Genomic DNA, 14270 nt, shown 5'->3' with positions numbered 1-14270 from the left:
GGAGCTAATGGAGAGTCCCCTCACCCGCCCCGGCTTCGCTGCGCTACGCCGGGTCGACCTCTCCCCGCAGGCGGGGAGAGGTTAGCACCAGCCGATCTCAGGAGCGTCATTGATGCAGACAGCTATCGACACCAGCGCGCAAGTTTCAACAGCGCTCGCCACCGCCCCCCTCCTCGACGTCCGTAACATCGAGGTCGTCTATGACGACGTGATCCTCGTACTGCGCGGCCTCAGCATGGAAGTGCCGAAGGGCGCGATCGTCGCGCTGCTCGGCGCCAATGGCGCCGGCAAGTCGACCACATTGAAGGCGATCTCCGGCCTTCTCAAAACCGAAGACGGCGAAGTTACGCGCGGCGAGATCCTGTTCGATGGCGCGCGGATTGACGGCATCGATCCCGACAAGATTGTCCGTCGCGGCATCTTCCAGGTGATGGAAGGCCGCCGCATCGTGTCCGACATGACCTCGCTGGAGAACCTGCGGCTCGGCGCCTTCACGCGGCGTGACAACGAGGTCGCCTCCGATATCGACATGGTGTTCGACTATTTCCCGCGCCTGAAGGAGCGCACCGGCCTCGCCGGCTATCTCTCCGGCGGCGAGCAGCAGATGCTGGCGATCGGGCGTGCGCTGATGGCGCGACCGAAGATGATCCTGATGGACGAACCCTCCATGGGCCTGTCGCCACTGCTGGTGAAAGAGGTGTTCGCCATCATCAAGAAGATCAACCGCGATCTTGGCGTCACCATCCTGCTGGTCGAACAGAATGCCCGCGCGGCACTCTCAGTCGCCAGCCATGGCTACATCATGGAACAGGGCAAGGTGGTGCTCGACGGTACAGCCGACGAGCTCCGCGACAACGAGGACGTGAAGGAGTTCTATCTCGGCGGCGGCGGTGACCAGCGCAAGAGCTTCAAGAATCTGAAGAGCTTCAAGCGACGCAAGCGATGGCTTTAGCTGCTGGCAGCCTCTGCCGCCATGACGCCGGTCTTGCACGCAAGGATCGCGCGAATGCGGCGCGACACCAGCAACAGGATGACAAGCACAATGACCAGGGCCATGGCAATCAGCACGCGGTTGAGCGGCATTGGTCCATCATCGAGCAACAACGCCCGTCCGGACGCACCGAGATACACGTAAAGCACGATCTGCGGCAGCGTGAACAGGAAAGTGACCAGGGCAAACGGGAGCAGTCCGATATTCGTCAAACCGAACAGATAATTTTGCACCGAATTGGGCAATGGTCCGCCGAACCGCATCAGTGCGACGATGCGCCAGCCCTCGTCATCGACGGCCTGGGCAATGAGGCGCCAGGCCGCGCGTTTCTCGGCCTGCCGTTCCACCCAACCGCGCAGAACGGAGCGCGCCAGCATGAAGGCCAGAACGGATGCAGCCGCGGCGACTGGAACAATGACGACGAGAGAGCGCAAGCCGAATGCAGCACCGGCGCCGAGCACGATGAATGTTCGCGGAACCGGCAAAAACGAAGAGGCAACCACCAATGCGGCGAGCACGACGGCAGCAGGAAGATCGAGTTGGCCGAAGCTTTCGAGCCATTGGACGATAGGTTCTGACAACATGATTTCCCACTAGCACGGCGCCACAGGCTACCGGAACAACCGCGACGACGCCAAACCACCAGGACACACCCAGATGCGCCACTTCGACACACTCGAAAATTGCGATCCGTCGCAGCGCCAGGCCAATCTGTTTTCGCGCCTGCCGGATGTGCTGCGCCACGCGATGCAGGCGCCTGCTTATGCGGAGCATCTCAAGGGCATAGATCCCGCCGCCATTATCAACCGCGCGGCGCTGGCGCAATTGCCGGTGCTGCGCAAATCCGACCTGCCGGCCCTGCACAAGGCCAGCCCACCGTTCGGAGGTTTCGTGTCAGGCGCGACCGGCTCGTTCGGCCGGTTGTTCACCTCGCCGGGGCCCATTTTCGAGCCGGAGTCGAAACAGGCGGATCCCTGGCGCGGCGCGCGGGCGCTCTATGCTGCAGGTTTCCGCGCGGGCGACGTGGTGCTGAATACTTTCAGCTATCACCTGACCCCCGGCGGCTTCATCTTCGACGGTGCCGCGCGGGCGCTCGGCTGCGCAGTGATCCCCGCCGGCCCCGGGAATACCGAACAACAGCTCGAGCTGATCGAGACCTATCGTCCAGCCGCCTATAGCGGCACCCCCGATTTCCTGAAGATCCTGCTCGATGCCGGCAAGGCCGCCCAGCGCGACACGTCATCGATCAAGCGCGCCATGGTGTCCGGCGCAACCTTCCCGCCATCGTTGCAAGCCGAAATCGCCTCCCGCGGTGTCGACGCCTATCAGGCCTTCGCCACAGCCGATCTGGGCTTCATCGCCTATGAGAGCACCGCCCGCGATGGCCTGATCGTCAACGAGGACCTGATCCTGGAAATCGTGACCCCCGGAACCGGCGAGCCCGTGGCCGAGGGCGATGTCGGCGAGATCGTGGTGACGTCGCTGGATCCGCACCACCCGTGGATCAGGCTGGCTCTGGGCGACCTGACGGCTGCTCTGCCCGGCCCCAGCGCCTGCGGCCGGAGCAATATGCGCATCCGGGGCTGGATGGGCCGCGCCGACCAGGCCACCAAGGTCAAGGGCATGTTCGTGCGACCCGAACAGGTCGCCGAAATCGGCAAGCGGCACCCGGAACTCGGCCGGCTACGGCTTGTCGTGTCCAGAGACGGTGAAAATGACGCCATGGTGCTGAAAGCTGAAGCGGCGGCCCAGGACAAGCCCGGCCTGCAGGAGGCCGTCACAGCCACGCTCAGGGCCGTCAGCAAGCTCGGTGGGGCCGTCGAGCTGGTGGCGCCGGCCTCGCTGCCCAATGACGGCAAGATCATCGCGGACGAGCGCGGGAACTGACCGCGCAGGACCGCCGCGGCGCATCATAAAAAGCCGGACTTCCCCGGACGATCCTGCTATGCAGCCGCCCAGATCGAGGGTGCCTGCTGCCGTGAGACTGATTTTACCACAAATTGTCGAGACCTGGCTGTCGCGCCCCACGGTGTCGAAGATCATCAGCTTCGGCGTGATCGGTCTCGGCAACACCGTCATCGATCTCGGTGTCTTCACCCTCGCCTATCAGGTGCTGAAGCTGCCGCTGGTGCCCGCCAATGTCATAGCCTGGCTGGTGGCCGTATCGTGTTCCTACGTGATGAACACCATGATCACGTTCCGCGCCGAATCCGGCCGCGTATTGCGGCGGAAGGATTATCTCAGCTTCGTCGCTTCGGGCGTGCTCGGCGTGATCGCGACGACCACGACGCTGGTGCTGCTGTCGCACTTCATGCCGGTCTATGCCGCCAAGCTTCTGGCCATTTTGGTCAGCTTCATCGTGAATTTCACGATGTCGCATTTCGTGGTGTTTCGGACCAAGCCGACGGATCCGAACGAAGTCATCCGCTAGATCGCACAGGCCGTCAGGCGCCGAGCACCCGCTCGGCTTCAGCGATCGCGCATAGAATATGATAGAAGGATGACGCCGGGATCGCATCCACCAGCGAGCGTCCCTCACCGTCGAACTGATCGTACCAGCCGCCTTTGACGGGATGCTGCAGATAATATTTGTCGAGCCGCATCAGCGCCGCGCGTGCCTCGTCGGCCGCGCCCTCGACGCCTGTCTCCGCCTGCGCGACAAAGGCCTTGATGATCTCGGTCTGCGGCCAGCAGCGCCGTGTGGCCTTGACGATATTGCCCTGGGCGTCGCCTTCGTCCACCAGGCAGCCAGTGGCATCGCGATAGCGCAGCGCGGATTCGAGCAACGCAGCACGCTGCTTGCCGGTCGGGCAGCCGGTGATGCGCTCGAAGCCCTTGAGCAGCCAGACCCATTCGGCCTGATGGCCGGGCTCGACGCTGACCGGCTCGATCCGCGACCAGTCCTGTTCGAAGTATTCGCCGAGCACGCCCTTTTTGGCATCGAACAGGTTCGACGTGAACAGACCGAACAGATCGCCGGCCCGCGCCTGGAACGCCAGATCATGGGTCGCGTCAAAGGCAGCGATGAAGGCCTCCAGCAGATGCATCTGCGGATTCTGCCGACGCGGCATCGATGCCGGAACGCCCTCGAGATAACCGCCATCTGGCGAACGCAACTGCGTATCGATGAACTGCATCAATTCGTCGATCTCGGCGCGCACCTTTGCATCGCGATCCAGCTGATAGACCGTCGCCAGTGCCAGCAGAACGAAAGCGTGGTCATAGGTGTCACGCAGCGGGTTCAGCACCGAACCATCAGGCGCGAGAATATGCACGAAGCCCGGCTTGCCATCCGGCGCCTTCGCCTTCGCGAGCATATAATCGAGCCCTTTGCGCGCGATCTCGGCGCCCTGCGGATACCAGCCGAGCTGCGCAGCCTTGGCGAAACAATAGATCTGGCGCGCCTGGACACGGACGCGGCGGGGGGCGGAGGTGTCGGGTGTGCCATGCGCATCGAGCTTTTCGATAAAGCCGCCAGCTCGGGAATCCCACCCTTCGGAGGACCACAACGGCAGAGCGTAAGTAACTATCTGGGACTTCAACGTTTCAACGATACCGTGTAGGTGAGTGCGTGTCTCTCCTGCGGTGCTGCCAGCATCAGCCATTTCGATCCCAGGCCTTTCCAGATGAACTCGAATAAACCCGCTCGAAGTGAACGGGCCATTGACCTCATGCATCTATTTCGTGTCAACGTCGTGGCTTCGCTCAAACTATCAGCCCTGCTCCAGAGATAAAAGACACCTTCAGGAAGCTGCCCCTCACTTTGGACCCACACGGTAATAACCCCATGAGCTTGATCTTTCGTCTCCAGGCCGTCGCACGCACCATCCGTCTCAAAATATTACGGCTGGCGAAGGCCAAGCTCATCGCGCTCCGCGATCGTATCGATGCTTTTGTGGCCGCAAAAAGCAGCAGTTCGGGAAAGCCGCCTGTCAATACCAAGCTTCCGGATATCAATTACACGCTGCACGACTCGCGCTCTGCGAGACTTCGGCAGTTGCCGCAGTTCTCAGGAACGATGTTGAGTGCCGGATGCGCCGGACGATGGTACTTCGACTGGATTGAAGCGCGGACCGGCCATCAGGGTCGGCATATCGGCATTGAATTCTATAGCCCGAAGCCAGCAGACCTGCCGGCCAATGTCGAGTGGATCGCAAACACCGCCGGCGATATGAATGCAGTGGCGAACGCGACCTGTGACGTTGTGTTTTCCGGAGAGAATCTTGAACATCTATGGCCGCAGGATGTGGTCGGGTTCTTCCTGGAAAGTCATCGCGTTCTGAAACAGGGAGGACTTTTGATTGTCGACAGTCCCAACCGCCTCATCACGGAGCCGCTCGTATGGAGTCATCCGGAGCACACCGTTGAGGTGACACCGGCGGAAGCCCGCAGACTCGCAGAACTGGCCGGTTTCGAGGTGACCACGGTTAAGGGCATATGGCTTTGTCGCGATCCCCGAACTGGCCGGATGCTGCCGCTTGATCCGGCAATCGTGGATCCGGATTTCACCTATGCTGAACGCCTGCTAACGGCCGAGAACGATCCCGACAATTCGTTCATCTGGTGGCTTGAGGCACGCAAGGCCTCGGAGCCGCGCCCGACAGAACTCAGGGCCGAGATGGATCGGATTTTCGCCGCTGCATGGCCGGAACGTCAGCGCAGATATCTGTCTCTCGCAGGCGACCGCGTGCAAGTTGGCGATCAGGAGGCCATCCACTGCCCCGCCGGTACCAGCGGCGTGATGGTCTATGGCCCTTATATGCCTTTGGAGAGCGGCGACTACACTGCATCGTTTCATCTCCGGGTGTCTGACCCGACAGACTCCGGCAACGCCGTCCGATGCGACATTCTGGGAGACCAGGGACGCGTCATCGTGGCGCAAGACTATTCAGGCCAGGATATTCAAGCTGCGGCGGGTCAGGTAAGCCTCGCCTTCACTCTGAAGGATCTCGAATTCGGCATTCAGGCGCGCTGCATTTCGCGCGGAAGGATCAAGGTGGAATGCGATTTGCCCATACGCTTCTCACGCGCGTCCAGTTGAAAGTATTTACCCGAATACGGCAAACTCTGAAGGATGTCGCGGCGGCGCGAGAGACTATCTCGCGTCCCGCCACACCACAGCAAATTCTCCTTCGGTCACCACTCGCTGCGTGCCGAGATATTTAACGCCAGGCAACACAAGCGCCCACTTGATACCGTCCGACAGGTTTGTGTCATCGAACCGATCGTGAGATGGCGCAAACCGACCCTGGCTAAGCGACTTCAGATAGAACAAAGCCCGGGCGAGCTCATCCGCCTTCGACTCCCGGCCAAACACAACACCGTCGGATCGGCCGATCAGTTGGCCCAACTGGCTCGTCGGAGGCGCATTGAGGAACGCTGCATCGAATGGCTTCCGGGCCAGAGTCAGAGGCGCAGCAAGGACGAATGCGCAGGTCGTCGCCAATGCGGACAACACGAACACGGCACATGAGATCGCAACAAGCCGCCGTGCACTCGCGTAAAACCAGCCATAGATCGCGAGCCCTGCCTGTAGCCCGATGAAGACAATCGAAACCGGCAGCAAATAGCGCCCACCCCACAAAGCGAGATCGGGGAAATCGACCGGGCCGACCTCGTAGAACAGCAGGATCGCCGCGCCGCATAGCGGCGACGCGATCAAAAATGCCATTGGCCATATCTTCGCGGAGATGGGCGCCGCTGGATTGCGATACAGCGCAACCACTCCGATCAGCAAAAAAAGTGGGAACGCATACAGATAATAGCGACCGTGCAGGCGCGTAATCCGCTCGGTCGCCGGCGCAATCTGGTAGACGCCCTGCGAGAAATAAACAGTCATGGCGAGCATCACCAAAAGAAGACATACAGCGAATAGGCTGAACTGCCCCATCGCGCCAGACCGATCGCGCCACCAGACGACAACGGGCACGATCACGAGCGGTCCCAGCAACGTCGCGAGCGCCGCACTATGGCCAGTCATGTTGATCAGCACTGCCAAAATATCGATGCGTGTTTGCATCGTTCCGGCGTAAGACCCACCCGAGAGCGACCAGACGGGATGTCCCGTAAGCAAATAGCCAACACCGGCATGCACGAAGAGGAACAGGCCAAACTGCACGACGGCGGCCAAGACGCCTCGGAGATTCAACTGTCTCAACGCAAGAAACAGCGACAGCGCAACCGCCAATGCAACCGCGTGCGGCTTGACCAGCGCCAGCAAGCCGAGCACGACACCGCCGGCAATCGCGGCGGCAAACGGAGACCAGTCCAGCGCACGCCAGATCACCCACAGTGCGAACCAGAACCCGAAAAAATACATCGGTTCCGGCATCACATATCGCGCGAACGATGCGATCGGCATTGCGATGACGAAGCAAGCGAACAACAGCGCCGCCGTCCCCGTCATAAAGCGCTTCGCGATCAGATAGGCCGGCGCCGCCGCCGCCGCGATAAAGATGGCGTTCAGCGCCTTGATCCACAAATGAAGATTTTCGCGCGGCAGGAATGAATAGAGCCAAAAGTAGAGGTAGGCCGGATACTCCATCACGGCTCCCCATTTCTGGTAATTTGCCGGCGATGTCCCAAAGATGATGGGCAAGAAATAGCCGGCCTCGTCGCCGAACACGAAAGCGGACGACGTCGCCCGGGCGCTCAGGAACAGGACACAACACCATGCGCTGGCGGCCAAGGCCAACAGGGCTGAACTAGCAATTCTCATCAAAACGCCCCAGGCAGCAACGCGCACAACGGCAGTCGCGAACCCTATAACATCCCCGGGCCGTTTCCAGGATGTTACGAGCCTGAGACAGGGCTACGAATCCAACCACCGCCGGAAGCAACTATCTTGCGAACAGCCGTGACAAAAGGGATTTCGGACCAGGCTCCGTGAGCGCCTGAGGAGCGGCCTGCGGCGATAATGGCTGCGGAGCTAGTCTGAGCGCCTGCTGTGCCTCTGCCAGATCGTAAATCGGGTTACGAAAAATTCCGTTGGAGTATCGGTTGAAGCTGAGTTTCGGTGCATTCCAAGCCAGCGGCTCAGCTCCGAAATAGGCTGCAATCAACCCATCACCGCTAAAGCTCTCATGGACATCGTGCTCAGCCAGTATCTGTCCGCCGAAGTCTTTCAGCATCGAAAGACATTTTTGATGCGTTAGGGCATCGCCACTGATCTGGTAGGCATGCGTCGAGAATATCCCAAATCTGATCTGCCGCGCCTTAAATAGTGCCTCGCAAGACGCGATGACGGAGGTCTCTGCGCCCTGCGTATCGCAATGCAAAATATCCAACACGCCGATTTCTCGGCTGGCAAGGATATCAGCTACGGCGAACTCGGGAATCTCCAGCGTACCTGATGTCTCAGTCGGAAAAGGCTGCGGGCCGGCAGAGACGGCACCGACGCTGCCTTGGATAAATTCAATGCGGGCGGCTCCATTGAGCGATGCGTTTGCACGACCTACCGCCAGATGGGACGGATCTGGCTCGAGGACGATGGCACGACGTTCTTCAAATCCGCGGAGAAACCAGAGGGAATAGTAGGACCAGAACCCTCCCAACTCGACCATGGTCGCAGCCGGACCGACATGTCGCAGGACCTCGTGAAAAACAACCTCTTCCTGAGGCTCATGATGTCCTTCGAGTCGTTCGATGATCTCCGACATCCAGCCACCATGGTAGCCGCCCGAAATCACGCGCAGGCCATTATGCATCAACTGATACTGTGTGCCCGCCTCTTCAAATAATTTCCCCGCACCACCAACTTTGGGTATAGACGCGCAATCGGCGCAACTCACCGTGAGCTCTATTCGAAAGCGATTTGGATCTTGGTTCATTCAGAACAGTATCGTGGCGCATACGGCTCGGCAACTCGACGAGTTACGTTTTGACCGTTTCAAAGATTTCATGCTAGAAAATCAAAAACAGAACCGGCTGCGAGCCACGCGTCGGAGATTTAGCCCATCATTTGAGGCTTCGCAGTTTTCGCTCACAGATCCGAGCCAAGACGCCAAGCCTAGAAACTCTTAGACACACCCACATTGTCACCAGTAAAGCACTGACCTCGATGGCAGTGCTACATGTCGTAACGGCCTTAACTGATCTCTACCTTGCAATAAGGACTTTGGCTTTGGAGCTCGTTTCATACGCTCAATTTCTGGAGGACATCCGTCTTCATCGTGCTCTCAAAGATGTTGAGAATGGCTTCTATATCGACGTCGGTGCGAACCACCCGCTCGATCACTCTGTCACCAAACTTTTCTACGAAAAGGGTTGGAACGGGATCAACATCGAACCAAGTCCGAGCTGGTTCGACGAGTTGGTCAAAGACCGCCCGCGCGATATCAATCTGAAACTTGCCGCGTCGTCCGCAGCGGGCGAGGCCACTTTTCACGATATTGCTGGAACAGGCTTGTCGACGCTTGTGGACAAATTCGCCGAGCGTGGCGCCGCAGCAGGCTATCCCGGTACGACGATACGTGTTGAAACACGACGGCTTGCAGATATCTGCGATCAGTATGTGCGCGGCGACATTCATTTCCTGAAGATAGATGTCGAAGGCGCCGAAAAATCAGTCATAGACGGCAGCGATTTCGCAAAGTATCGGCCATGGATCGTTCTGATTGAAGCGACCGAGCCAATGACAACGACTGCCAATCATTTCGATTGGGAGCCGACACTCATAGCTAACGGATATCTCTTTGCAGGATACGACCGGGTAAACAGGTATTACGTCTCGCGCGAACACTCCGAGCTTTTGCCCATTCTGCAAATTCCTGCCGACCAATACACTCTAAGAGAAGCTCAGCTGCAGAAAGAGCAACTTATTCAAGAAAAAGGGCAGCTCATCCAAGAAAACGCGGCGCTTAAAGAGCAGCGTCAAAACCAGCAAGAAACAAGCGCTGAACTGCAGAAGGAATTGTATGCTCTTAGAGGCGAGCTTATTGCGATAACAAACAGCTCACTTTGGAAAGCAACACGCCCGCTGCGCGCTCTTGGTACAGTTCTCAAAGGCAAGAGATGGTAACCAGACTGGCCGCAGGCGCTCACTAAACTTGCGTCAGCCGGACACGATCTGCGTGCCTTCGCAAAACCGCAAGATAGCTGCAACTCAGACATCGCTTTTGCCTGCCGACCACAAACATCGCAGTTATTTCACAGTCGGCGAGATGGTCTCTGGGATTTCAACGCGTAACGCTAAGCGATCGGCGGATCGACTTATGCGCTTCGAAAAGCGAGCCCAGAGACCATAAGCCCAAAGCATTCGTCATACGCCGAACGGACCAACCCAACCGAGAATATTACTCAATAAAAACAATACGATGCTCTCTATTCTCAAAATACACGCCCGTTTTTCGTTGCGGGACGCGGCCTTCCTTTATCATCCGGAACTCTAGTACGCTGCGGAAGCACCAAAAAATGGGCAACTGACGAGCGGCGCTTTTCAGCCGCAACGGCCTAAAGCCCCCTTTTCCCACCCGCAGACATTGCCTAAAAGCCCCCCCGCGGAGTAGACCTTGGCAACAAGGGCACATAAAACTGTCGTAACTTCGGGCTAGACGCCCCCTGTTATCTCGACAAGGAAGCAAATGAACAACGTTGGATATCGCCGAATCGATCGCTGCCGATTGAGTGGCAGCACGAATCTCGTTTCGGTCCTGAATCTCGGATCGCAACAGCTCACCGGCGTCTTCCCGAAGAATCGCGACACCGAGATCACCAACGGCCCGCTGGAGCTGCTGTGGTGTCCGGATAGCGGGCTGCTACAGCTGGCGCACTCCTACGACGCCAACGAAATGTACGGCGATAACTACGGCTACCGGTCCGGTCTCAATCAGTCGATGGTTGAACATCTGACGCGCAAAATTCGCGCGCTGGAACGGCGGGCCGATCTCAAGCCCGGCATGGCCGTCCTCGACATCGGCTCGAATGACAGCACCTCGCTGCGTGCCTATGAAACCTCGAATCTGACCCGGATCGGCATCGACCCCACCGGGGCCAAGTTCAAGCAATACTATCCCGACGATGTTACCCTGGTTCCCGATTTCTTCACCGCCGAGAACTACCGCAAGTCGACCGACAAGCCGGCCCAGATCGTGACATCGATCGCGATGTTCTACGATCTTGAAGACCCCGTTTCGTTCGCACGGCAAATCGAGGAAATTCTGGCGCCGGACGGCCTGTGGCATTTCGAGCAGAGCTACATGCCGTCAATGCTGCGGACGTGTTCCTACGACACGATCTGCCACGAGCATATTGAGTACTACTCGCTCACGGCCGTCGAAACCATTGTCAAGGCCGCGGGAATGAAGGTCGTCGATGTCCAGATGAATGCTGTCAACGGCGGCAGTTTCGCGGTCACCGCTGCGAAGCAGAGCAGCAAGGTGGCGGTCAACCGCGCGGTGATCGACTGGATGCTTCAGCAGGAGGACCGCATGGGCCTCAAGACGCCGAAGCCGTTCCGCGATTTTGAAGAACGCGTTTATCGCCATCGCGAAGACCTCATGCGCCTGCTCGATGGATTGATTGCAGACGGAAAGAAGATCGTGGGCTATGGCGCCTCGACCAAGGGCAACGTGCTTCTGCAGTTCTGCGGGATCACCGAGAAACACCTGATGGCTATCGCCGAGGTCAATCCCGACAAGTATGGCGCGTTCACGCCCGGCACGAAAATTCCAATCGTGTCGGAAGCTGATGCCAAGGCCATGAAGCCCGACTACATGCTGGTGCTCCCATGGCACTTCAAGGAAGGAATCCTGCGGCGTGAGAAAGAGTATCTCGACAAGGGCGGCAAGCTGATCATTCCGCTGCCTGAGATCGAGATCATCTAAGCCGCCGTTCCTGACGGCATTCCGCGTTCACAGATACCGCCGGCATTTTCGAATTGAGCAAAAACATGAAGCGCGCACTTATCACTGGCATCACTGGACAGGACGGCGCGTATCTGTCGCAATTCCTGCTGTCGAAGGGCTATGAAGTCCACGGAATCGTGCGACGCAGTGCGTCGGCGGACGTGATCAATTCACGTCTCGTCTGGATCGGTGTCGCGGACAAGGTTCACATTCACGACGGCAACCTGACGGACCTCGCAAGCCTGATCCGCATCGCCCAGGACGTGAAACCGGACGAAATCTACAATCTCGGCGCTCAGTCCTTCGTCAAGTCGTCGTGGCAGCAGCCATATCTGACGGGTCTGGTCACCGGCCTTGGTGCCACCAACATGCTGGAAGCCGCCCGGATCGTTTGCCCGGAAGCCCGCTTCTACCAAGCGTCGTCGTCGGAAATGTACGGCTTGATCCAGGAGCGCATCCAGTCCGAGACGACGCCGTTCTATCCGCGTTCGCCTTATGCGGCGGCGAAGCTTTACGCCCACTGGATGACGGTCAATTATCGCGAAAGCTTCGGGATGCATGCGTCCAGCGGCATCCTGTTCAATCATGAGTCACCGCTGCGCGGCATCGAATTCGTGACGCGCAAGATCACGGACGGTGTGGCGCGCATCAAGCTTGGCATGCAGAAATCAATCTCGCTCGGCAATCTCAGCGCAATGCGCGACTGGGGTCACGCGCGTGATTATGTCAGAGCAATGTGGTTGATGCTGCAGCAGGACGCTGCCGATGACTATGTGATCGCGACCGGGCGCACAGCTTCCGTGAAAGAATTCTGCGATCTGGCTTTCAACCACGTCGGTCTCGTGGCCCAGGATCATATCGTCGTCGATCCGCGCTTCATGCGCCCTGCAGAAGTCGACATTCTCCATGGCAACGCAGACAAGGCAAAGAACAAGCTGGGTTGGTCATGCGAAACCCAGCTCGAACAGCTGGTCGCCGAAATGGTGGATGCGGATATCACGCGCCTCAAGAAGCGGGAGCATCTCTAATCATCCGACCGACCAGCGGCGCTCCGACTCGTGAAGATTTGACATGAAAGTTCTCGTTACGGGTGGAACCGGGTTTGTCGGCGGACATCTGATCGGTTCGCTCAGGCAGGAATTTGGAACCGACGTCGACATCTGCCTGACATCGAAGTCCGGCGAAACGTCATTGTCGGATTTGCCCGTCGTACCGCTGGATGTCACCGACGAAGCCGCGGTGATGTCAGCGATTGCGCGCTTCCGCCCCGACCATATCATCCACCTGGCCGGTCTTGCGGCGGTCCCCGCGGCGAGCGCACAGGCGAATGTTGCCTGGCAGGTTCACGTGTTCGGAACGCTGAACCTCGCAAACGCGATCCTGCGTCATGCACCCGAATGCACGCTCGTATTTATCGGCTCCGGTCAGGTCTACGGGTCCACGGCACGGCTTGGACTGCCGCTGACCGAGCAAGCCCTGCTCGCTCCTACCAACGACTATGCCGTCACCAAGGCTGCGGCGGATCTCGCGCTCGGTGCCATGGCAGAGCGCGGTCTGCGATGTGTCCGAATGCGGCCCTTCAATCATACCGGGCCGGGTCAAAGCGAGGAGTTCGTCATTCCGAGCTTTGCCATGCAGATAGCGCGGATCGAATCCAACCAGCAGCCGCCGGTTATCCATGTCGGAAATCTGGACGCGGAACGCGATTTTCTCGACGTACGTGACGTCACCACGGCCTATGCATGCGTTGTCGCTCGCTCGGAGGCGCTTTCTCACGGGATGATCTTGAACATCGCATCAGGCATTCCGCGCCGGGTCGGCGATGTCCTCGATCGCCTCATTCAGATCAGCGGAACGAAAATCGCCATTGAACAGGACAGTTCCCGGCTGCGGGCCGTGGATACACCCCGCTTTGTCGGCGACGCGGCTCGTGCCCGAGATGTTCTGGGCTGGCACCCTCGTTTTGAGTTTGATGAAACTCTGAGGCAAATCCTGGAACACGCGCGCAAGACCGTCACCGCGACGTCCGACAAGCCGTAGTACATAGCGGTTGCCACGCGCGATCCGAAAACAGCATAATAGAACAGTTATAGTGTGGGCCAGAATCAACGTCGGTCTGGCGTCCTGTCGTTGGCGCATGTCGATATCTTTGGTTGAATTGGAGCAAGATGCCTTTGGCTCATCGACTAAACTTGGGAGGTATTCTGCGTCGGTGCGCCCAAGCGGCACGATCGCGTGCGCCCGGGCTCTTTGGATATATCGCGTCAAACCGAATTCTTCGCGGGGTCTATCGTCGTCTGGCACATCCGGGGCTGTACCGTTCCGCTGTCTATGCCGGCCAAGCCGGTCCGGTCCCCGCACCAGCCGTCGATGAAACGACTGAAGCGTACAAAGCCATGATGATTTGCCTGAACCGAGAAACAGCCATCTGGAAC

The 14270-nt window shown here is 58.8% G+C and carries 12 protein-coding genes; 8 read left to right on the top strand and 4 right to left on the bottom strand.

Features of this window, described 5'->3' with window-relative positions; translation table 11 throughout:
• Nucleotides 1–112: 112 nt before the first annotated feature.
• Nucleotides 113–952, top strand: coding sequence for an ABC transporter ATP-binding protein (locus tag AB8A27_RS06285; RefSeq protein WP_441241170.1), 840 nt, complete (start codon nt 113–115; stop codon nt 950–952).
• Here the strand turns inward: AB8A27_RS06285 and AB8A27_RS06280 are convergent.
• Nucleotides 949–1575, bottom strand: coding sequence for a TVP38/TMEM64 family protein (locus tag AB8A27_RS06280; RefSeq protein WP_441241169.1), 627 nt, complete (start codon nt 1573–1575; stop codon nt 949–951). The two genes, AB8A27_RS06285 and AB8A27_RS06280, sit on opposite strands and share 4 nt — an antisense overlap.
• Before the next feature lie 73 nt (nt 1576–1648).
• Here AB8A27_RS06280 and AB8A27_RS06275 point away from each other — a divergent pair, with 73 nt between their 5' ends.
• Nucleotides 1649–2878, top strand: coding sequence for a phenylacetate--CoA ligase family protein (locus tag AB8A27_RS06275; RefSeq protein ID WP_441241168.1), 1230 nt, complete (start codon nt 1649–1651; stop codon nt 2876–2878).
• Nucleotides 2879–2969: 91 nt separating this feature from the next.
• Entirely contained in the window at nt 2970–3422 is a 453-nt protein-coding gene (locus AB8A27_RS06270; protein WP_441241167.1) for a GtrA family protein, read from the top strand.
• Between the two features lie 13 nt (nt 3423–3435).
• On the opposite strand, the gene AB8A27_RS06265 is transcribed toward AB8A27_RS06270, so the two are convergent.
• Nucleotides 3436–4596: an AGE family epimerase/isomerase gene (locus AB8A27_RS06265; protein WP_441241166.1), complete on the bottom strand. Its 1161-nt coding sequence runs from the start codon at nt 4594–4596 to the stop codon at nt 3436–3438.
• Nucleotides 4597–4778: 182 nt separating this feature from the next.
• On the opposite strand from AB8A27_RS06265, the gene AB8A27_RS06260 reads away from it, so the two are divergent.
• Complete coding sequence (locus AB8A27_RS06260; RefSeq protein ID WP_441241165.1) at nt 4779–6032, top strand: methyltransferase domain-containing protein; 1254 nt, start codon at nt 4779–4781, stop codon at nt 6030–6032.
• Nucleotides 6033–6086: 54 nt separating this feature from the next.
• On the opposite strand, the gene AB8A27_RS06255 is transcribed toward AB8A27_RS06260, so the two are convergent.
• Nucleotides 6087–7736: a hypothetical protein gene (locus AB8A27_RS06255; RefSeq protein ID WP_441241164.1), complete on the bottom strand. Its 1650-nt coding sequence runs from the start codon at nt 7734–7736 to the stop codon at nt 6087–6089.
• 94 nt (nt 7737–7830) lie between these two features.
• Entirely contained in the window at nt 7831–8820 is a 990-nt protein-coding gene (locus AB8A27_RS06250) for an FkbM family methyltransferase (protein WP_441241163.1), read from the bottom strand.
• Nucleotides 8821–9113: 293 nt separating this feature from the next.
• Here AB8A27_RS06250 and AB8A27_RS06245 point away from each other — a divergent pair, with 293 nt between their 5' ends.
• From AB8A27_RS06245 to AB8A27_RS06230, 4 genes are all read left to right on the top strand, one after another.
• Nucleotides 9114–10010, top strand: coding sequence for an FkbM family methyltransferase (locus AB8A27_RS06245; protein ID WP_441241162.1), 897 nt, complete (start codon nt 9114–9116; stop codon nt 10008–10010).
• A gap of 562 nt (nt 10011–10572) precedes the next feature.
• A complete protein-coding gene (locus AB8A27_RS06240) occupies nt 10573–11814 on the top strand; it encodes a class I SAM-dependent methyltransferase (protein ID WP_441241161.1) in 1242 nt (413 codons plus the stop codon).
• 65 nt (nt 11815–11879) lie between these two features.
• Nucleotides 11880–12863 carry a GDP-mannose 4,6-dehydratase gene (gene gmd / locus AB8A27_RS06235; RefSeq protein ID WP_441241160.1) on the top strand — a complete coding sequence of 328 codons (984 nt, stop codon included), beginning with the start codon at nt 11880–11882 and terminating at the stop codon, nt 12861–12863.
• Nucleotides 12864–12906: 43 nt separating this feature from the next.
• Nucleotides 12907–13875: a GDP-mannose 4,6-dehydratase gene (locus AB8A27_RS06230; RefSeq protein ID WP_441241159.1), complete on the top strand. Its 969-nt coding sequence runs from the start codon at nt 12907–12909 to the stop codon at nt 13873–13875.
• The last annotated feature ends 395 nt before the right edge of the window (nt 13876–14270 follow it).

The sequence above is a fragment of the Tardiphaga sp. 768_D3_N2_1 genome, from assembly GCF_052076105.1.
Lineage (GTDB): Bacteria > Pseudomonadota > Alphaproteobacteria > Rhizobiales > Xanthobacteraceae > Tardiphaga.
This window is presented reverse-complemented; position numbering and strand designations above follow the sequence as displayed.

Excerpts from the sequence above, each read along its gene's own strand:
- gmd (WP_441241160.1), top strand. The coding sequence starts at position 11,880 with ATGAAGCGCGCACTTATCACTGGCATCACTGGACAGGACGGCGCGTAT.
- AB8A27_RS06285 (WP_441241170.1), top strand. The coding sequence starts at position 113 with ATGCAGACAGCTATCGACACCAGCGCGCAAGTTTCAACAGCGCTCGCC.
- AB8A27_RS06260 (WP_441241165.1), top strand. The coding sequence starts at position 4,779 with ATGAGCTTGATCTTTCGTCTCCAGGCCGTCGCACGCACCATCCGTCTC.
- AB8A27_RS06240 (WP_441241161.1), top strand. The coding sequence starts at position 10,573 with ATGAACAACGTTGGATATCGCCGAATCGATCGCTGCCGATTGAGTGGC.
- AB8A27_RS06275 (WP_441241168.1), top strand. The coding sequence starts at position 1,649 with ATGCGCCACTTCGACACACTCGAAAATTGCGATCCGTCGCAGCGCCAG.
- AB8A27_RS06250 (WP_441241163.1), bottom strand. The coding sequence starts at position 8,820 with ATGAACCAAGATCCAAATCGCTTTCGAATAGAGCTCACGGTGAGTTGC.
- AB8A27_RS06265 (WP_441241166.1), bottom strand. The coding sequence starts at position 4,596 with ATGGCTGATGCTGGCAGCACCGCAGGAGAGACACGCACTCACCTACAC.
- AB8A27_RS06280 (WP_441241169.1), bottom strand. The coding sequence starts at position 1,575 with ATGTTGTCAGAACCTATCGTCCAATGGCTCGAAAGCTTCGGCCAACTC.
- AB8A27_RS06230 (WP_441241159.1), top strand. The coding sequence starts at position 12,907 with ATGAAAGTTCTCGTTACGGGTGGAACCGGGTTTGTCGGCGGACATCTG.